The 17,977-nt window shown below is 71.0% G+C and carries 17 protein-coding genes; 4 read left to right on the forward strand and 13 right to left on the reverse strand.

Annotated features, from left to right (window positions below; all coding sequences use genetic code 11):
- Positions 1-28: 28 nt before the first annotated feature.
- The 5 genes from ACO0LV_RS06510 to ACO0LV_RS06530 all read right to left on the reverse strand — a co-directional run bounded on the left by ACO0LV_RS06510 (position 29) and on the right by ACO0LV_RS06530 (position 5,501).
- Complete coding sequence (locus tag ACO0LV_RS06510) at positions 29-403, reverse strand: DUF1801 domain-containing protein (protein WP_424787067.1); 375 nt, start codon at positions 401-403, stop codon at positions 29-31.
- A 242-nt stretch (positions 404-645) separates the two neighbouring features.
- Positions 646-1,293: a cyclase family protein gene (locus ACO0LV_RS06515; protein WP_424787068.1), complete on the reverse strand. Its 648-nt coding sequence runs from the start codon at positions 1,291-1,293 to the stop codon at positions 646-648.
- Between the two features lie 7 nt (positions 1,294-1,300).
- Positions 1,301-3,565, reverse strand: coding sequence for an ATP-binding cassette domain-containing protein (locus tag ACO0LV_RS06520; RefSeq protein WP_424787069.1), 2,265 nt, complete (start codon positions 3,563-3,565; stop codon positions 1,301-1,303).
- 41 nt (positions 3,566-3,606) lie between these two features.
- A complete protein-coding gene (locus ACO0LV_RS06525) occupies positions 3,607-4,428 on the reverse strand; it encodes an ABC transporter permease (RefSeq protein ID WP_424787070.1) in 822 nt (273 codons plus the stop codon).
- A gap of 5 nt (positions 4,429-4,433) precedes the next feature.
- Positions 4,434-5,501: an ATP-binding cassette domain-containing protein gene (locus ACO0LV_RS06530; protein ID WP_424787071.1), complete on the reverse strand. Its 1,068-nt coding sequence runs from the start codon at positions 5,499-5,501 to the stop codon at positions 4,434-4,436.
- Positions 5,502-5,592: 91 nt separating this feature from the next.
- On the opposite strand from ACO0LV_RS06530, the gene ACO0LV_RS06535 reads away from it, so the two are divergent.
- On the forward strand, positions 5,593-6,402 hold the full coding sequence (locus tag ACO0LV_RS06535) for a TetR/AcrR family transcriptional regulator (protein ID WP_424787072.1): 810 nt from the start codon (positions 5,593-5,595) through the stop codon (positions 6,400-6,402).
- Positions 6,403-6,472: 70 nt separating this feature from the next.
- Here the strand turns inward: ACO0LV_RS06535 and ACO0LV_RS06540 are convergent, their stop codons facing one another.
- From ACO0LV_RS06540 to ACO0LV_RS06555, 4 genes are all read right to left on the reverse strand, one after another.
- On the reverse strand, positions 6,473-7,156 hold the full coding sequence (locus ACO0LV_RS06540; RefSeq protein WP_424787073.1) for a DsbA family oxidoreductase: 684 nt from the start codon (positions 7,154-7,156) through the stop codon (positions 6,473-6,475).
- A gap of 98 nt (positions 7,157-7,254) precedes the next feature.
- A complete protein-coding gene (locus ACO0LV_RS06545; protein ID WP_424787074.1) occupies positions 7,255-7,890 on the reverse strand; it encodes an alpha/beta family hydrolase in 636 nt (211 codons plus the stop codon).
- Positions 7,891-7,933: 43 nt separating this feature from the next.
- Positions 7,934-8,614, reverse strand: coding sequence for a DNA alkylation repair protein (locus ACO0LV_RS06550; RefSeq protein ID WP_424787075.1), 681 nt, complete (start codon positions 8,612-8,614; stop codon positions 7,934-7,936).
- A 36-nt stretch (positions 8,615-8,650) separates the two neighbouring features.
- Positions 8,651-10,000: an MFS transporter gene (locus ACO0LV_RS06555; protein ID WP_424787076.1), complete on the reverse strand. Its 1,350-nt coding sequence runs from the start codon at positions 9,998-10,000 to the stop codon at positions 8,651-8,653.
- Positions 10,001-10,191: 191 nt separating this feature from the next.
- On the opposite strand from ACO0LV_RS06555, the gene ACO0LV_RS06560 reads away from it, so the two are divergent.
- Positions 10,192-10,662, forward strand: coding sequence for an OsmC family protein (locus tag ACO0LV_RS06560; protein ID WP_424787077.1), 471 nt, complete (start codon positions 10,192-10,194; stop codon positions 10,660-10,662).
- Between the two features lie 33 nt (positions 10,663-10,695).
- Here the strand turns inward: ACO0LV_RS06560 and ACO0LV_RS06565 are convergent, their stop codons facing one another.
- Positions 10,696-11,703 (reverse strand): sigma-70 family RNA polymerase sigma factor, encoded by a 1,008-nt coding sequence (locus ACO0LV_RS06565; protein ID WP_424787078.1) that lies wholly within the window; start codon positions 11,701-11,703, stop codon positions 10,696-10,698.
- An 86-nt stretch (positions 11,704-11,789) separates the two neighbouring features.
- Positions 11,790-12,239, reverse strand: coding sequence for a VOC family protein (locus tag ACO0LV_RS06570; protein WP_424787079.1), 450 nt, complete (start codon positions 12,237-12,239; stop codon positions 11,790-11,792).
- A gap of 185 nt (positions 12,240-12,424) precedes the next feature.
- Between ACO0LV_RS06570 and ACO0LV_RS06575 the strand changes: the two genes are divergently transcribed.
- Positions 12,425-14,071: a glycosyltransferase family 39 protein gene (locus ACO0LV_RS06575; RefSeq protein WP_424787080.1), complete on the forward strand. Its 1,647-nt coding sequence runs from the start codon at positions 12,425-12,427 to the stop codon at positions 14,069-14,071.
- A 64-nt stretch (positions 14,072-14,135) separates the two neighbouring features.
- Complete coding sequence (locus ACO0LV_RS06580; protein WP_424787081.1) at positions 14,136-15,755, forward strand: phospholipid carrier-dependent glycosyltransferase; 1,620 nt, start codon at positions 14,136-14,138, stop codon at positions 15,753-15,755.
- Positions 15,756-15,765: 10 nt separating this feature from the next.
- Here the strand turns inward: ACO0LV_RS06580 and ACO0LV_RS06585 are convergent, their stop codons facing one another.
- Positions 15,766-16,986: a polysaccharide pyruvyl transferase family protein gene (locus ACO0LV_RS06585; protein WP_424787082.1), complete on the reverse strand. Its 1,221-nt coding sequence runs from the start codon at positions 16,984-16,986 to the stop codon at positions 15,766-15,768.
- Positions 16,987-16,999: 13 nt separating this feature from the next.
- Entirely contained in the window at positions 17,000-17,971 is a 972-nt protein-coding gene (locus ACO0LV_RS06590; RefSeq protein WP_424787083.1) for a lysylphosphatidylglycerol synthase domain-containing protein, read from the reverse strand.
- Positions 17,972-17,977: the final 6 nt, after the last annotated feature.

The following is a 17,977-nucleotide window of genomic DNA, read 5'->3' on the forward strand; positions in this document are numbered from 1 at the left end:
GGCTCCCAGCCGGTAGCCGCGCCCAGCGTCAGGGCCGTGGCGTGCGGCGGGCCGCCTCGCTGAGCAGGTCAACGACGCCGGCCCGATCCACATCGGCCGGGGTGTGGAACTTGATGTGGCGAGCCCTCTTCCCGGTCCCTTCCAGCAGACCCTCGGTGTCCTCCTCGGCGAGTTCGGCACCGCTTGCGAACATCAGGTTCACATGCCTGGTCTGCGGGGCGATGGCGGCGATCAGGTACTTGTAAGTGCCCGGCTTGAAGGTATAGCCGAGCAGTTTCGCTGCCGGGTCGGCCTCCTCGATGCCGTCCGGGACCGCGTTGACCACCAACATGCGCAACCGGTTCACGATCTCGCGAACCGGCGCCTCCAGGCCGTTCGTCACCTGCTCGACGCCCTCATCCATCTCCGCTCCTTTGCATTCCATGGTGGTCATCCGAGGCCCGGGCGATTGCCGCCAGGACAGGTCACTCGGGCCTACAAGGATTCGAGATGCCGGCCCGGCAGCCGCCTCACGGCGGAAGGCCGCTCGTAGCGGCGGAGTTTGGAGCCCGGGGGCTTACGCCGGGCCGGCACCAGGTGTAACCAACCATTCCCAGTGACTATTCCGGCACCGTGACCCGGCGGCCTGACTCTCACCCCACCCTCTCACCCCACCGCTGCGAAGGCCCGCACCGGGAACGTCGCCATGCCCCGCACCGCCGGCGGTGCCGCAGTGAACGTGAAGCCCTCGGGGGGCAGGGCGGACAGGCCGGTGAGGTGCTCCACCACCGGGATCCCGGCCGCCAGCAGCACCGTGTGGGCCGGGCGGGTGCCGACGCCGGTGTGGTCGATGTTGACCGAGTCGATGCCCACCAGCCGCGCACCGGCCCCGGCCAGGAAGTGCGCGCCGTCCTCGGTCAGGAACGGGTGCTCGGGGTCGCCGTAGGCCCCGGTTCCCCAGTGCCGGTCCCAGCCGGTGCGCAGCAGCACCGCCCGGTCGTGCACGTCCACCCCGTCGAAGGCCTCCGGTCCGATGGCTTCGCCACCGTCGACGACGACGCCGGGCACCATCGCGCACCGGTGCAGTGGCAGCGCGCTCAGGTCGTGCCCCTCCGGGTAGCGGTGGGCGGGGGTGTCCAGGTAGGTGCCGGTGTTGGCCACCATGTCGATGCGCCCGATGGCGAACTCGGTGCCCGGTTCGTACCGGTCGTGGGAGTCGGCGAACGTGAGGTACTCGGTGATCACCGGCCCCGGCAGGCCGGGGTAGGTGGTCATCCCCTCGGTCACCGTGTGGCTCAGGTCGATGAGTTCCATGCACGGATCATGCCAGGCCCGGCCCCAACCGGGCGCGGAGGTAGCGGCCGGTGTGGGTGTCGGTGCGGGCGAGATAAGGAACCGGGCCGGTGAACTGGACGCGACCGCCGTCGTGTCCACCCTCGGGACCAAGATCGATGACGTGGTCGGCTCCGGCCACGATGTCCAGATCGTGCTCGATCACGACGATGGTGCGGCCGTCGTCGACCATCTCGTGCAACAGCGCCAGCAGCCGGCTGGTGTCCTTGGCGTGCAGCCCGGTGGTGGGTTCGTCCAGCACGATGATGCCGGCGTCCTCGGTCAGTTCCCGGGAGAGTTTGAGCCGCTGCCGCTCCCCGCCGGACAGGGTGGTGAGGTTCTGCCCGAGCGCGAGGTAGCCCAGTCCCACCTGGTCGGCTCTCCGCAGGAGAACGGACAGTTTCCTGTCGTGGAAGAACTCCGCCGCGGTCTCCACCGTCATCTCGAAGACGTCGGCGATGGAACGCCCGCCCACGGTGTACTTCAGCACCCCGGCGCGGAACCGCCGCCCCTGACAGGTCTCGCACGTGGTCAGCACCGGGTCGGTGAAGCCCAGGTCCAGGAAGTTCACGCCGGTGCCCTCACACGCCCGGCAGCCGCCGTCGGAGTTCGGGGAGAACAGCGCCGCGGGTTGACCGGTGCGCTTGGCGAAGATGCGGCGGATCTCATCGAGCATCCCGGTCCAGGACGCGGGGGTGGAGCGGCGTGAGCCGCGGATCGGTGCCTGGTCGATGAGGACGGCGTCCGGGGCGGCGACCGGCAGGTGCCCGTGGATGAGGCTCGACTTTCCCGACCCGGCAACTCCGGTCACCACGGTCAGGACGCCGAGAGGGATCTCGACCGTGACGTCCTTGAGGTTGTGGCTGGCGGCGTTCTCGATCCGGACGAAACCCGTGGGCTCGCGTGGCTCCCGGGGCCGCGCCGCCGGCGATCGCAGTGCACTCCCGGTGGGGGTGTCGGCGCGGCGCAGGTCCTCGAAGGAGCCCTGGAAGATCAATTCGCCGCCGTGCACCCCCGCCCCCGGCCCGATCTCGACCACCTGATCGGCAATCTCCATCACCTGCCGGTCGTGCTCGACGACCACGACGGTGTTCCCCTTGTCCCGGAGCACCTGCAGCATCTGCGCCAACCGATGCACGTCGCGGGTGTGCAGTCCGACGGTGGGTTCGTCGAACACGTAGAGCATGTCGTTCAGGGTGCTGCCCAGGTGACGCACCATTTTGACCCGCTGCGCCTCCCCTCCGGACAGCGTCGCCGTCGCCCGGTCCAGACTCAGGTACCCCAGACCAAGGCTGGTCAGGCGTTCCAACTGGGTCACGACGTCGTCCAGCAGGGCATCGAGCGGCCCCAGGTCCCACCCGCGCAGTTGCCCGGCCAGGTCACCGACCTGCATGGCGTACCCCTGGGGCAGCGTGAGTCCCTCGATCCCGGCGCTGCGGGCCGCCTCGTTGAGCCGGGTCCCGTCGCACTCCGTGCAGGGCCCGAGCGTGACCAGTCGCTCGTAGGCCTTCTTCGCCTCGCCCTTGAGGGTGGCGGGGTCCTTGGCCAGTTGGATCCGGTGGAACCGCACCAGCACGCCCTCGTAGTCCCCGGGCAGGTCGTGGGCGCCGGTCGGTTCCACCTCACCGGCCGCGGCCTCCAGCAACAGGTGCATCTCGCGCATCGAGTACTGCTCGAGCGGAACGTCGACGTCGAACAGGCCCGAGTCGGCATAGCGCCGCCAGGTCAGCGTGCCGGGCCGGTAGTCGGGGTGGGCGAAAGGTCCCTCCCGCAGGGACGCGGAGGTGTCGATGAAGGCATCGACGTCGAGGATCTTCTCCACGCCCAGACCGTGGCACCGCAGGCACATTCCGGCCGGGTCGTTGAAGGAGAAGGCGTTGGCGTGACCGATCGACGGCGTGGCACCGCGGGCGTAGAGCAGCCGCAGGCCGTCCCCGATGTCGGTGATGGTGGCCACGGTCGAGCGGGGCCCGCCGTGCAGGCGCCGCTGGTCGATGACGATCGCGGCCGAGAGGTTCTCGATGCGGTCGGCATCGGGCCGGCCGTAGGAGGGCAGGTAGTTCTGGGCGTAGGCGCTGAAGGTGGCGTTGATCTGACGCTGCGCCTCGGCGGCGATGGTGTCGAAGACCAGGGATGACTTGCCCGACCCGGAGACGCCGACGACGACGATCAGGGACTTCTTACGCAGGTCGAGGCTGATGTCCCTGAGGTTGTTCTGGCGGACGCCGCCCAGGCGGATGGTGCCGGTGGTCATGGTGCTCCTGTGATCGGGGGACGTGGTGACGGGGAGATGACTCATGTAGTGCCGGACCGGAAGCCGCGGGCGGCCAGGGGCAGGAAGACGGCGGTCAACACCACCGGCCACACGATGGCCAGGAGCGAGGAGGCCCGTCCGGTGATGACCTGGCCGGGCCAGGTGGCCGAGCCCACCAGGTCGCGCACCGTGGTGGCGGCGGCTGAGACGGGGTTGACCTCGGCGAGGACGCCCAACCACGTGGGCATGGTGCTCGGATCGACGAACACGCTCGACAGCAGCGCCACCGGCCAGACCAGAATCTGGACATAGGCCACCGACTCCACCGACCTCGCGCTGTACCCGATGTGGATACCCACCCACAACAGCGCGAACCGGAGCAGCAGTAGGATCCCCGCTGCCACTAGGACGGCGGCGAGGGTGGCCTCTGGGCGCCACCCGATGGCCAACCCGAACACGACCATCACCACCAGACCGATGAGCGAACTGAGCATGTCCGCCAGGCACCGGCCCAGCACGATGGCCGCCGAGTTGATCGGGAAGGTGCGGAACCGATCGTTGATTCCCCGGGAGGCGTCCACCGCCGCGGCCAGGGTGGTGGTTTCCAGCCCGAAGAGCATGGTCACCGCCAGCATCCCCGGCATCAGGAAGTCCAGGTACGCCACGCCGTCGGGCATCTGCAGCGCCCCGCCGAACAGGCCGAGGAACATCAGCGCCACGAACACCGGGAAGAGCCAGGTGATCGCCACCGTCGCCGCTTGGGACTTCCAGCCAGCGATGATTCGCCGGGCCAGGATCAGCGAGGACCGGAGCACCCCCGGTGGTGAGGGCGCGATCGTGGACACCTCGGATGGGCTGGACACGGCGGTCACCGGCCGGTCTCCCTCACGGTTGCCTCGCTACCGGTCGCGGCTCCGCCGTCAGTCGCGGCCCGGCCATAGGTCGCGACCCCGCCATCAGTCACGGCCCGGCCATCAGTCATCGACAGGAACACCTCGTCCAGGGAGGGCTTGCGCAGCGCCACCTCGACCGGATGAACGTCTTCCTCGGCGAGCTGCCGGACGCAGTCGAGGACGATGTCACGGGCCGTGGTGTGCAGTTCGGTAACGAGGTCCGCCCCGGGCTCGGCGCGGGCGTCGAACCTGGCCAGGATCGGCCGGGCGCGCTCGGCCTGCTCGGGGCCGGCGAACCGGAGCCGGAGCACCGAGTGGCCCAGGCTGTCCTTGAGGTCGTCTGCGCTTCCCTCGGCGACCACCGCCCCGCGAGCCAACAGGACGATGTGGTCGGCCAGCGCGTCCGCCTCCTCCAGGTACTGGGTGGTCAGCAGCACCGTGGTCCCGTGACCGACGAGCCGGCGCAGCGCGTCCCGCACATCGCGCCGGGCCGCGGGATCCAGGCCGGTGGTCGGCTCGTCCACGAAGAGGACCGCCGGACGCACGATCATGCCCGCCGCCACGTCCAGGCGGCGCCTCATCCCGCCCGAGAAGGTGCGCACCGGCCGGTCCTTGGCCTCGAGCAGCCCGAACTCCTCCAGCAACGCCCGCGCCCGGGTGGCGGCGTGGGGTTTGTTCAGGCCGCGCAACCGCCCGAACAGGATTAGGTTCTGGGTCGGGCTCAACTGCTCGTCCACGGCGGCTTCCTGGCCGACCAGGGCGATGCGTTCCCGCACCTTCGACGCCTCGGTGCGCACGTCGAAGCCGGCCACCCGGGCCCGGCCGCGGTCGAACCGCAACAGCGTCGACAGCCCGCGCACCGCGGTCGTCTTCCCGGCGCCGTTGTGGCCGAGCAGCGCGAGCACCTGGCCCGGATACACCTGCAGACTCAGGTCTCGTAGGCCGGCCTCATCGCTGCCGGCATCCTCCTGCGTCTCGGCCCGCTCTCGCGCCTTGGCCCGGAACACCTTGCCCACCCGCTGGGCATCGATCGTCGCGTTCATCCACTCCCTCTCACCGCATGTACGCTATACCGTACATCGTACGAACACGTAAGGTAGAGGGAATTATTCCCTCTGGCAAGGTGGTATCCGCATGGCCGAGCGCACCGGGGCGGGAGATCCCCTGCGCGTGATCCCGTTGCTGTGGCGCCGAGGCGTCAAGACCGGACGCAGCGGCCTGACCCTGGAGGCGATCGTCGACGGCGCCGTGGCTCTCGCCGACACGACCGGGGTCGATCAGTTGTCCATGCGCAAACTCGCCGAGCGGCTCGGCGTCGGTGCGATGACGCTGTACTCCCACGTGCCGGGCAAGGCGGAACTGATCGACCTCATGGTGGACCGGGTGTTCACCGACGTCACCTACCCAGCCCCAACCACCGACCCGGGCCGGTGGCGCGGTGGACTGGAGAAGGTGGCCGAGAGGAACTGGGAACTGCTGGGCCGCCATCGGTGGCTCATCCACGTCGACACCGCCCGCCCCCCACTGGGCCCGGGCACCATCGCCAAGTACGACGCCGAACTGCAGCCGCTCGTGGACACCGGGTTGACCGACGTCCAGATCGACCAGGCGCTGACCCTCATCCTGGAGCATGTGCGATCCAGCGCCCGGTTGGCCTTCGCGACCGCGGCCCCGCCGACGGCCACGGCCGGTGACGGCGCCGCCGACTCACGGGAAGCCTCCGATCTCGAGTGGTGGCACCAGGCCGGTCCCGTCCTCGCCGGGCTCCTGGATACCGGCGACTACCCCTACGCCGCGCGCATCGGGAACGCCGCGGGGCAGGAGTACAACGCACCCGGCGACCCGCACCGGGCCTATCTGTTCGGACTCCAGACCATCCTGGACGGCATCGAAGCGCTCATCGCCCGGCAGCGGGACGAGCGCGACGCCGGTCAGGCGGGGTGACCCCGACGGCGGACCAGGGGCTTGGGCGCATGGGTTACGCCGTCATCGGCCGCGAGGGTGACGGCTGCGGTCAGCGCACCACTGCCCTGCGCACCAGGAGCGCCATGGCCTGTGGATCGTCGCTGTCGAGCACCAGGTCACCCTGGCCCTCACCGCCGCCCTCCCAGTGGAACTCGATGCCGGGGTTGTGCACATCGGAACCGTCGGCGAGGAAGAGGTGCGGGCTGCCCTGCACCGACTCATCGCGACCGCGGTAGTCGCGCATCATCTGCCCGCGGGCCCGGCCGTCGTCGAGCGCGGCGGCCAGCGCATCGGCATCGACCGACTCACACTTCTCGGCCACGGCGAGGATCTCGTGCAGCATGCTGACCGCGCGGCTGCGCGCGAACAACGCCTTGCGCAACGCCATGTCGAGTTCCTCGGCCGCCGCCAGGCTCTGGGTCTTGGCGGCGTGCACCGCCTCGTTGGTCAGCAGTGTGGTGATGGGCCACTGGGATGCGTCCCGCCTCCAGGCCCGGAAGCCGAAATCGGGGACCATGTCGGTGAAGGTGGGGATCTCGGCGTCGACCAGACCCTTCGGCAGCGGCATGGAGTTGACGTCCTCCAGGAGGAAGAGCCGGTGGTCCACCCGGACGTGCTCATCCAGGCCCGCTTCGGCGCGGGCTGCGTAGAAGCGGTGCAACTGCACGGTGGCCCACCCGCACGCCACGTCGGTGTAGAGAACCACCGTGCCGGGCTCGACGTGGACAGTCATGACACGTTCCTTCCCTCGCGGCTGCTTGCCCTTGGCAGTGTGCCCCGCCCGGTGCGGGTCGGCATCCGCACGGTCCAGCGTACGCGGGACTGCTGCCCTCAGGCCGACGCCGGGAGGCCGGTGAGCCAGTCGCGCACCGCCCCGGCGATGGCGTCCTGGTCCTTCTTCAGGCTGTGGTCCCCGGCCACCGTCACTACGGTGCGCTCGGGCGCAGCCGGGGGCATCCCGAACCGGTCCCGCTCGCCCTGCACCACCAGCACCGGCACCCCGGCGCTCTCCAGTTCCGGCAGCCGGGAGGGACGGTCCTTGGGCGGCTGCAACGGGAACGCCAGGCACAACGCCCCGATCGCGCCGAGGTCGGTGGCGGTGCGGCAGGCCACCCGGGCCCCGGAGGACCGGCCGCCGACGACGACGGGCAACCCTGCGAAGGCACCGTTGCGCAGGTGCATGGCGACCTGGGTCCACGCGGTGTCGAGTTGCCGGGCCGGTGCCGGGGCGCGCCGCCCCGCGACCCGGTAGGGCTGTTCGACCAGGGCCACGTGCCAGCCCAGGTCGCCGGCCACACCGGTGGCGGTGAGCAGGTCCGGGGCGCCGACTCCCCCACCGGCGCCGTGGCCGAGCATGAGCAGGCCCCGGGGCTGGTGCGGCGTGGGGCGCAGGAGCACACGGGCCGGACCGCCGTCGGTGTCGATCAGCAGTTCCTGCTCGCGAACCGCATCGGCTTGATCCGTCATGGCTCGATTCTAGGGAGGCCGCGTGCCGGGCACGGCGGGGGGCCTACTGTTGCCGGCTGGCCATCTCGTTGACCCACAGCGGCACGTACGGCGAGACGCACCCCGGTGGGGTCGGGTAGTCCTTGAGCACTTCCAGCCGCTCGCCGATCTCGATCGCGCGCTCGCGGTGCCCGGGGTGGTGGATCCCGATATGACCCAGGCAGGTGTTCATCGCCCACTGCAACCGCTCGGGCGCATCCTTCATCTGCGCCTCGATCAGGTCCAGCAGGCCGGGTAGGTCGAGGTCCTCGGGCGCTTTCACCACCTTCTCGCTGGTGAGCGCCCAGCCGGCGCTGGCGACCACGGGGTCGGGGTCGGCGAACCAGATCTGACGGAGTTCCTCGGCGTGCCGGCTCTTCTTGACCAGGTAGTTGACCAGCCAGTCCTGCACCTTGGGTACGCGTGCCTGGCGCAGCATGGTGTCGAGTTCATCGCGGGTCAGATCCTCGGGTCGCACGATCAGCAGCGCGACCAGCCGGGCGGCGGCGTCCTCACTGGCCCACAACTCCCGGGCCAGGTCCACCTGCCCGCGCAGCGGTTTGGCCACGCCACGCAGTTTGGTCAGGTTCACCCCGTGCTCGTCGCCGTGCTTGGCGTTCACCTCACGGATCCTGGGGTCCTCGAGTTCGGCCAGTTCGGCCATCACCTCGGCCGCCGTGACAGAAGTCGCTACCTGCTGCGCCATGGGACCTCCTGCGCTCTTGCTGGACTGGGAAACAGCCTACTCCGCGCGGTCCTCACCCTGGCTGGGTTGCACTTCGCTGCCCTCGGGCGCCACCGGGCGGTCCTCGCCCGGGCTGGGCGGCACCTCGCCGGCAGCGCCCTGGCTGGTTGGCACCTCGTGGCTGATCCGGAACCGGCGCAGCGGGCCGTTGACGGCGGCGAGGATCGCGATGCCGGCCACCACGGCCAGCCCCCCGGAGGCGGTGGCGAAGGCGGCGCCGGTGAACCCGGCCACCAGGCCACCGCGGAAGTTGCCCAGTTCGGGTCCGGCCACCCCGATCACGTGCTCGACGGAGGTCACCCGCCCGCGGTGGCTGTCCGGGGTGGCCAGTTGCACGGCGGCGCCGCGGGAGACCACCGAGACGGTGTCGGCGGCACCGGCCACCACCAGGGCGGCCAGCGCCAGCCACAACGGACCGACCAGCCCGAATACGGCGATTGCCGCGCCCCAGACACCCGCCGCCCACAACTGCACCACGCCGGGCCGGTCGGAGCGGGTGAAGGTGCCCGAGACCAGGCCCGCCAGGACGCCGCCGGCCCCGATGGCGGTGAGGAACAGCCCCAGGGTCTCGGGGTCACCCCCGAAGCGTTCCTCGTTGATCATCGGGAACAGCGCGATCGGCATCGCGAGCAACGTGGCCACCAGGTCGGTGGCGTAGAGCCCTCGGAGTACCGGCCTGCGTGCGATGAAACGCATCCCGTCCACGACGGCGTGCACGCCGCGTCCGCTGCCGCCACCGGTAGGTGGCATCGCCGGCAGGCGCATGACCGCGTACAGGGCGACCAGATAGGCCATCGCCAGCACAAGGTAGGGCGGGGCCAGGCCCCATTGCCCCAGGATCACCCCGGCCGCGGCCGGGCCGATGAGTGCGGCGAACTGGAAACTCAGGTGCTGCAGCGCGATTCCCGCGGCGACCAGGTCCCGCGCCAACAGGCGCACCGGGAAGGTCCGCATCGCAGGGGCGCCCAGAGCGCCGGCGCCGGCCTGGACGGCCACCAGCAGCAACAACAGCGGCAGGGAGTCCAGGTCCGCGAGCGCCTGCCCGGCCAGGCCCAGCGCGGTGAGCATCTGGACCACCATCGCCGTCCGCACCAGGTTGCGCCGGTCCACAGCATCGGCCAGCACCCCGCCGAACAGGCCGAACACCACCTGCGGGACCGCCCGGGTCAGACCGACCACGCCGGTCCAGATCGGGCTCTCGGTCATCACCCACACCTGGTAGAGCACCGCGACGAGGGTCATGTTGCCCGCCACCGCGGACAACGAGGTCCCGAGCCACAACCGCCGGAAGGGTGCGCTCACCCGCAGGGGGCGAAGATTGACCAGGCGATGTAGCACGCGCGCCACCGTAGCCGCTCACCCTGGTGGTTGCGCCAAGCCTTTCTCCCGGCAACACCGTTCCCCCGGGCCCGATCTCACTCGGTGGACATCCCCGGCGCACCCGAGTCCTTCGTCCGAGGGCTGCGTAACCTCCCTGAGGGCACGGCCGATCCCCGGCTGTGGCCCGCGCCCCGAATTGTCTACCGAACGGAGCCATCATGACCGCCACCGCCACCCGAGCCACCGAGCCCGAGATCGCCAGCATCGGCGTCGCCGGCAGTTGGCAGGCCGGCACCCACACCCGGGTGGCCGCCCGCGGCTTCACCCTCGACGTGGACGAGCCGCCCGCGCTGGGCGGGGCCGACGTCGGGGCGAACCCGATCGAGTACGTCCTCACCGGGCTGTCGGGGTGCCTGAGCGTGGTGGTGCAGGTGGTGGCCGCCGAACTGGGCATCACCGTCAGCGGCATCGAGTCCACCGCCAACGGAGACCTGGACCTTCGCGGCTTCCGGGGGACCGCCGAGGTGTCCCCGCACTTCCAGAGCGTGGACGTGCAGGTGCACCTGACCACCACCGCCACCGCCGATGAGGTGGCCGAGCTGCGCCGTCAGGTCACCGCCCGCTGCCCGGTGCTGAACCTGATCACCGACGCCGGCGTTGACGTGCGCGAGACCTGGCACGTCAACTGACCCCCTGAACCCAGAGCGCCCGTTCCGGGCTGGCTACTCCTCCAGCACGCTCGGCAGGCCGAACCTGCCGAACAACTCCGGGGTGAAGTGCACGGTCACGTGCGCCACGCCGGCATCGGTGATGCTGAGTTGCTGCAGCTGGAAGGCGCGGAGCGCGCCGTCGGCGGAGCGTATGTACTGCGCCAGCACGGGCTGACCGTTGGCCGATGTCGGCACCATCCGGATGTCTCCGGCACGCTCGGCCGGGCACCAGGTGCCGATCAACGTGCCGACCTGCTCGGCGCCGGAGTACCAGCCCGGGAACGGGGGCATCTCCCACACCACGTCCGCGGCGAGCAGGTTCACGATCGCGGGAATGTCGTAGGCCTCGAAGGCCGCCATGTAAGCCTCCAGCAGCGCCCGGCGGCGCTCGCCGTCGGGCAGCTGCGGAGCCTCGTCGGGGTCGAGCCGGGCCAGTTTCGCCCGGGCTCGCTGCAGGGTGGAGTTCACCCCGGCCACCGTCATGTCCAGCGCCTCGGCCACCTCCCGGGCGTGCCACGCCAGCACCTCCCGCAACAGCAGCACCGCGCGCTGGCGGGCGTTGAGGTGTTGCAGCGCGGCCACGAAAGCCAGCCGGACGCTGTCTGCGCTGATAGCCCGGGTGGCGGGGTCATCGAGACCGGAACCCCAGAGCACCTCATCGGGCATCGGCTCCACCCACGAGACACCGGTCTGCGGATGCGGTTCGTCCGCGGCATTGGCCGCCGGAGCCCCCAGACCGGTGGGCAGGGGGCGGCGGGGCCGGCCCTTCAGGTGGGTCAAGCAGGCGTTGGTGGCGATCCGGAACATCCAGGTGCGCAGCGAGGAGCGGTTCTCGAAGCCGTGGTAGGACCGCCAGGCACGCAGGTAGGTCTCCTGGACCAGGTCCTCGGCGTCATGCACCGATCCGGTCATCCGGTAACAGTGCGCCAGGATCTCCCGGCGCATCGGCTCCAGCAGGGCGGCGACGTCAGGGACGTCGGGCCCGGCTTCGCGGGTGCCGGCGTCAACGGCGGAGGGCATGACAGTACCGTAGAACTGCAGGCGGGGCGGTGTCACCCCCGCCGGCGACGGCGGAAGCCGGCGGTAACCACTGGCGGAGAGGGGTGTCACGGGCTGACGCAGAACTCGTTGCCCTCCGGGTCGGTCATCACGTGCCAGGAGTGCGGACCCTGGCTGTTGGTCTCGAGGTAGCGCGCTCCCCGCGCCACCAAGTCATCGCGGATGCTGTCGATGTCCCCGCCCGAGGTGATGACGTCCACGTGCCAGCGCAGTTTGCCGACCTTGGGCTCGGGAACCTCCTGGAACACGATCCGCTGCCGGTCCAGTTGACCGGCTTCGGCTTCGGGGCAGATCGCGGCCGCCCCGCGCCAGACCCGTTCGCCGCGGAACATCTGCGTGTCGGCGTCGGTGGCGAAGCCTTGGTCGATCATCGACTGCACGAAGTCGGGATCGGTGGGCTCGACCTGCCACCCCACCAGGGTCTGCGCCCACCAGTGGGCCTGGGCGTGGGCGTCGCGGCAGTCGACGTTGATCTGGATTCGGTAGGGGCCGGGCATCGGTGCCTCCTTATTCGATTGCGTCGGCGCGGCAGTCCCGGTTCGGGACACCGGCTCAAGGGGCCACCATTGTGGCGGCCACCTCTGACACCGGCCCGCCCCGGGGCCTGGCGATCCTCGATATCCTGGTTCGGTCTTTGCCCCGCCCTCACCCACCAGTGCGGCGCCACAGTCTCGGAGGATGCGTGTCCAGGCCCCACCCCGCGGCCGGAGCCACCGAGCTGCCCGGCCACCGCGACCACGGCCCCACCGCGAGCCCGACCGGCGACCAGGAGCGCGTGAGCCGCACCGGGATCCTGCGCCGCACGATCCTTGCCATCACCGCCCTGTGGGTCGCGGTGATGCTGGTGTGGTCGGTGCTGCTGCCGACCTACCGCTCACCCGATGAGGTCGGGCACGTCTCCAACGGCTACGCCCTGCTGGAGAACGGGGAGTGGCCGGGATACCAGGAACTGGAGCTCCTCACCTGGGTGGTGCAGGCACGCCCACCCGAGCACGCCGGCTACCAGGCACTGACCACCGACACCACCGACCTGGCTCCCTCCTTCGCTGACCTGCGCGAGCAGAACCTCGGCAGCCCCTGGTCCGGGGAGATCAGCACCACCGGGCAGCACCCGCCGGGCTACCACGCACTCCTCGCCGGCGCCCTCGCGGTACTCCCGGCCGATGTTCCCGCCCACGTCACCGTCTGGTGGCTGCGGCTGGGCAACGTCGCCCTGCTCGCACCACTGCCCTTGCTGCTCGCCCTCGGTGCCCGCCGGCTGCGCGCACCCCCGGCGGCGGTGGTCGCAGCCGCTGCATGCCCCCTGCTCATCCCCCAACTCGGCACCCTCGGGGCCGCGGTCAGCAACGACAACCTCATGATCCTCACCGCCACCGCGGCCACGATCCTGGCCGTGCACGCCGCGACCGGTGACATGCGGCGCCGTATCGCGGTCGGTGCCGGGGTGGTGCTCGCCGCCGCGCTGTTCACCAAGGCCTTCGCGCTCCTGCTGGTGCCGCTGATCGGCCTGGCCTATCTCCTCGGTGGATGGCGAGCGGGCGCCCTCACCCAAGCGTTCCGACGGCTCGGCCTCATCGCCGCACTCGCCGCCACCACCGGGTGGTGGTGGGTCGCCAACCTGTTCCGGTACGGGACCGTGCAGCCCGCCGGTCACTACCCCCCGCGCCCCGAGGGCCCGCTCGACCCGCTCCAGACGCTGCCGGACTTCCTCCTCGAGATCGTGATCCGGGTGCCGGGTCGCTTCTTCTCCTCCCTGGCCATCCAGATCGGACAGCAGCCACCCCCGTTTCCCTACTGGATGACCACGGGCCTGTTCGCGCTGCTGCTCCTGCTCGCCGTCGTCGTGCTCGTCCGCACCGCCTCCTTCGGGATGCGGCGCGCCGACACCGCCTTACTGCTGCTGCCGTTCGCGGCATCCTTGGCCGCGATGATCTCCGGGGTCTGGCCGCTGCACCTGCAGACCGGCCTGATGGTGGGACTGCAGGGGCGGTACCTGTACACCGGGCTCGCCGGGCTGGTGCTCGTGGTGGTGCTCGGCGTCGCCGCGACACTGCCGCGCAGGGCGCGTTGGGCGGTTCCCGGGGTGATCCTCGCCGGAGGCGGGCTGTACACGCTGGTGAGCATGCGCAAGGTCGCCGGTTTCCACTGGGCCGAACGGGACTCCGCGCTCGGGGACGCGATGGAGGCGCTGCGGGCCTGGGCTCCTGCCCCCGATGCGGTGCTGTGGCTCGTCGCGCTCGCCGCGGCTGGGGCTGCGGTGTGGGTCGTCGCCTCGACGGTGACGACGGCGCGCCGCGACCTCGCTGCCGCCGCCCCGGTCAGGGCGTAACAGGTTCGTATGGGTGCCCGGCCTCACGTGGCGGACGACGACGGCGAGGGGAGAGTGGGACGTCGTGCACCCTGACGTGGCGCCCGGGCAGGCGCCCCGGCGTGCTCGCAGCCGGATGCCCCGCGCGGTGGTGGTGCTCACCGCGGTCTGGGTGGCGTCCCTGCTGCTGTGGTCGGTGCTGCTGCCCACCTTCCGCTCCGCCGATGAGAGCTGGCACGTCTCGGCCGCCTACTACCAGCTCGAGACCGGGGACTGGCCCGGCTTCCAGCAGATGCCCGAGTTGTTGTGGGTGATCGAGGCCACCCCGCCCGGTCACGGCGACTATGAGCCGCTGCCGGCCCAGGGCCCGCCCGGGGCCGACGCCTCGTTCACCGAGCGGCGCGATGAGACCGTGGCCACCTCAGAGCCTGCGACCAACCGGGCCGGGCAGCACCCGCCGCTGTACTACGGGCTGCTCGGGATGGTGATCGAGGTGGCGCCGTCACAGGTGCCGGCCGCCCAGACCGTCTGGACGCTGCGCCTGGTCAGCGTGGCGCTGCTCGGCCCGCTGCCCCTGCTGCTGGCCCACGGGGCGCGGCGCCTGGGCGGCAACCGGCCGGTGACGATCATCGCCGCGGCGCTACCGCTGACGGTGCCGCAACTCGGCGCCCTGGGCGGGGCGGTGAACAACGACAACCTCCTCATCGCCGCGGCCGCCGCCACCACGGCGGGAGTCACCCACACCCTCTCCGGGGATCTGCGCTACCGGATCGCGGCGCTGACCGGGCTGGCGCTCGCGGTCGCGCTGCTGTCCAAGGCGTTCGCGCTGGTGCTGGTGCCGTTCGTGGTGCTCGCCTATCTGGTCGCCGGCCGGTGGTTCGGGCGGTTCGGCGCTGCCCTGCGCGGGCTCGCCCTCGCCGGTGCGGTGGCCGCGCTCGGCGGGTGGTGGTGGGTGGTCAACCTGCTGCGGTACGGCACCGTGCAGCCGGCCGGGCACTCCCAGCCGCGCCCCGACGGTCCCCTTGGCATCGCCGAAGCACTGCCCGGGTATGCCGCCGAGGCGGCAACGCTGATCCCGATGAGGTTCTGGGCGACCCTGTCGATCAAACGCGGTGACCTGCCGCCCCCGTTTCCCTACGCCTTGACCATCACCTTGTTCGTGGTCCTCGTCGCGGCACTGGTGGCCATCCCGTTGCTCGCCCGCCGGTTCCCGGGCCTGCGCGCCCTGGACGCGGTGGTGCTGGTGGTGCCGTTCTTCGCCTCCCTGGCGTTGGTGCTCGCGGGCACCTTCGGGCTGTACCGGGAGACGGGCCTGGCGGCGGGGCTGCAGGGCCGCTACCTGTATGTGGGCCTGGCGGGGGCGTTCGTCGTGCTGGCCCTGGCTGCGGGGTGGCTGCCCCGTCGTTATCGGCGGTTCGTGCCGATCCTGGTCACCCTGGGTGCCCTGGTGTTCCTGACGGTGAGCATGCGCAAGGTGCTCGGCTTCCACTGGGCCACTCGGGACTCCACGATGGCCGACGGCGTCGCGGCCCTGCGGGCGTGGAGTCCGGTGCCGGATGTGCTGCTGGCGCTGATCGCGCTGGTGGGGGTGGTCGCGGCGCTCTGGGCGCTCATCGAGGTGTGGCCGGGGCGACTGCGCGAGGCCTCGGGCGCGCCCGAGGCGACCGCCGCCGTCGAGCACCACACGACGGACGGCGACCAGTAGCAGCCACCGGTCACCCCCGGGCGACCTCCTCGATCACCGCGATCTGCTCCACGGCCTTGGCCCGCACCCCGGGCAGCGCCCCCGCGATCTCCGCCGCGACCTGCTCGCGCCGCTGCAGCAAGTCGGCGAGCATCTCCCGGAACCGCGCCTCAGTGGCGTCGGCATGGGCGACGGCCAGGCCGGCCTGGCCGAACATCTCCAGCACCTCGCGGTACTTGTGGCTCCACCCGATCACCAAGGTGGGCACGCCCATCGCCAACGCCGAGACCATCGCGTGGAACCGGGAGGCGACGAACACCTCGCAGAGCGAGATCAGATACCGCAACGCCTGCGAACTCAACTCGACGTCGACGAACAGCACCTTCTCCGGCGCGGCGACGCGGCCATGGATCGCCCGGCACAGCGGCAGGTCGTTGTTGTGCGTCTTGGTGGTCTGCGCCCGGGCGCTGTGCGCGACCAGGAACACCGGCCGGCCGAGATCCTGCGTGATGTGGTCGATCTGGGCGACCACCTCACCGATGTAGTCCTGCCCGCGCGCGGCGGCGCCGGTGTGCAGCACCGCGCTCGGGGAGAGGCCGACGACGTCGCCACCGTCGAAGAAGGCCGTGTCGACGTGCCGGCGTGCCTGGGCGATGTCGTCCTGGCCCACGTCGAGCGCGAACGCCAGGTCCGCGCCTTCATGGACGTTGCGAAGCCCGGCGTCGAGGAGATGCTGGTGGGTCACCGCCCCGCGGGAGATGATCGCCGCCACCCGCGGGAGCATGGCCCGGGCGGCCAGGCGGTTCAGCGGCTCGGCGAAGGGCCCCATCGCCTGCGCCACCTTGACCACCGGGGTGCCCAGGAACAGCGCCGGCAGGATGCTCGCCACGTTGTAGATCAGGTACTTGCCGCGCCCGTCCACGAACGTGATGCCGCCTTCGTCCAGGAGCACGTCGGCTCCGGCCAGCACCCCGATCTCCGGCACCGCCCGCTCGATCACCCGTCGCACCGGGGGCAGCAGCCGGTGCGCCAGCGCGGCACCGTTCAGCAGCACCCCCAGGCGCACCGGGCTCGCGTCAAGCACGCGCACGTTCCGGTAGGGGTTCAACCGGGCATCGGAGGTGGGGTACATGCTCAGCAGCGCGAACCGGGCGCGAGGGTCGGCGGCGGTCAGGTGCTGCACGGAACTCTCCAACATCGCCGCCGCGCCCTTGTTGCCCGAGAACGCCGAGCCGATGATCGCGATCTTCATAGTCTGGCCACTTTCATGTCGTGGGGGCTGCCCTGGCTGCGGTGAACCGGAGCGCGCCGTAGATCGCCGCGACCAGGGCGTCCCCGAGGGTGGCGAGCAGCCGCGCCGCCAGGGCGAGCACGATGGCCTGTTCCACCGGTAGGTAGGCCACGGCGAGCAGCACGAACACCGACTCGCGCACCCCGATCCCGCTCGGCACGAACACCGCGAGGATGCCGGCGGCACCGGCGAAGATGTAGGCGCTGGCCAGCGGGATGTAGGCCGAGGCGGGCACCTCGAACATCGAGATCGCGATCAGCACCAGCCCGGTGCCGTTGACGATCCGGGGGATCAGGTACATCAACTGGTACTTCAGGGCTGACGGCGAGGTGAGGAAGTGCTCGTCGGGCACCTGCCGCTTGAGTACCCGGCGCGCGACCTGGTTGGTGCCCCAGCGCAGCACCGGCCGGCTGGTCAGCACCAGCAGCGGGAGCACCGAGGCGGCGGTGAGCAGCACGATGCCGCCGTCGCCGCCGGCCAGGTCCAGGGCGCCCAGGAACAGCAGGATCAGGCCGGTGGGCACGATCGAGCCGATGATCAGGAACGCGTTCTCGTAGAAGAAGGACAGCGTGGCCAGGGACTTCGGCACGCCCCGCGAGTGCGCCCAGGTCAGTTTGTTCACCACCGAGCCCACCTGGCCGGGAATGTACTTCAGCAGCCAGGACAGGCAGTGCACCCGGATCGCCTCGGCCACGCGGACGGTGATGCCGCCCAGGTGGGCGATCATCCGGCCCCACAGCACCCCGGAGAGCACCACGGCCAGCGCGAACAACACCAGCGCGCCGGCGATCCACGCATCGGGGCGCAGGTCGAGGCTGCCCAGGGCGTCGGCGTTGGCGATCAGGGCGCGGGTGAACAGCGCGGCCACCACGGTCACGATCGCCACGGTGAGGATCCACCGCAGCGCCCGGCGCCGCCCGGGCGTCAGGAGTTGCTCACCGCGCACTGTTGG

It is taken from the genome of Pseudactinotalea sp. Z1739, assembly GCF_049725055.1.
In the GTDB taxonomy this organism is placed as follows: Bacteria; Actinomycetota; Actinomycetes; order Actinomycetales; family Beutenbergiaceae; genus CALKWS01.

Excerpts from the sequence above, each read along its gene's own strand:
- ACO0LV_RS06510 (WP_424787067.1), bottom strand. The coding sequence starts at position 403 with ATGGATGAGGGCGTCGAGCAGGTGACGAACGGCCTGGAGGCGCCGGTT.
- ACO0LV_RS06515 (WP_424787068.1), bottom strand. The coding sequence starts at position 1,293 with ATGGAACTCATCGACCTGAGCCACACGGTGACCGAGGGGATGACCACC.
- ACO0LV_RS06520 (WP_424787069.1), bottom strand. The coding sequence starts at position 3,565 with ATGACCACCGGCACCATCCGCCTGGGCGGCGTCCGCCAGAACAACCTC.
- ACO0LV_RS06530 (WP_424787071.1), bottom strand. The coding sequence starts at position 5,501 with ATGAACGCGACGATCGATGCCCAGCGGGTGGGCAAGGTGTTCCGGGCC.
- ACO0LV_RS06535 (WP_424787072.1), top strand. The coding sequence starts at position 5,593 with ATGGCCGAGCGCACCGGGGCGGGAGATCCCCTGCGCGTGATCCCGTTG.
- ACO0LV_RS06540 (WP_424787073.1), bottom strand. The coding sequence starts at position 7,156 with ATGACTGTCCACGTCGAGCCCGGCACGGTGGTTCTCTACACCGACGTG.
- ACO0LV_RS06545 (WP_424787074.1), bottom strand. The coding sequence starts at position 7,890 with ATGACGGATCAAGCCGATGCGGTTCGCGAGCAGGAACTGCTGATCGAC.
- ACO0LV_RS06550 (WP_424787075.1), bottom strand. The coding sequence starts at position 8,614 with ATGGCGCAGCAGGTAGCGACTTCTGTCACGGCGGCCGAGGTGATGGCC.
- ACO0LV_RS06560 (WP_424787077.1), top strand. The coding sequence starts at position 10,192 with ATGACCGCCACCGCCACCCGAGCCACCGAGCCCGAGATCGCCAGCATC.
- ACO0LV_RS06565 (WP_424787078.1), bottom strand. The coding sequence starts at position 11,703 with ATGCCCTCCGCCGTTGACGCCGGCACCCGCGAAGCCGGGCCCGACGTC.
- ACO0LV_RS06570 (WP_424787079.1), bottom strand. The coding sequence starts at position 12,239 with ATGCCCGGCCCCTACCGAATCCAGATCAACGTCGACTGCCGCGACGCC.
- ACO0LV_RS06585 (WP_424787082.1), bottom strand. The coding sequence starts at position 16,986 with ATGAAGATCGCGATCATCGGCTCGGCGTTCTCGGGCAACAAGGGCGCG.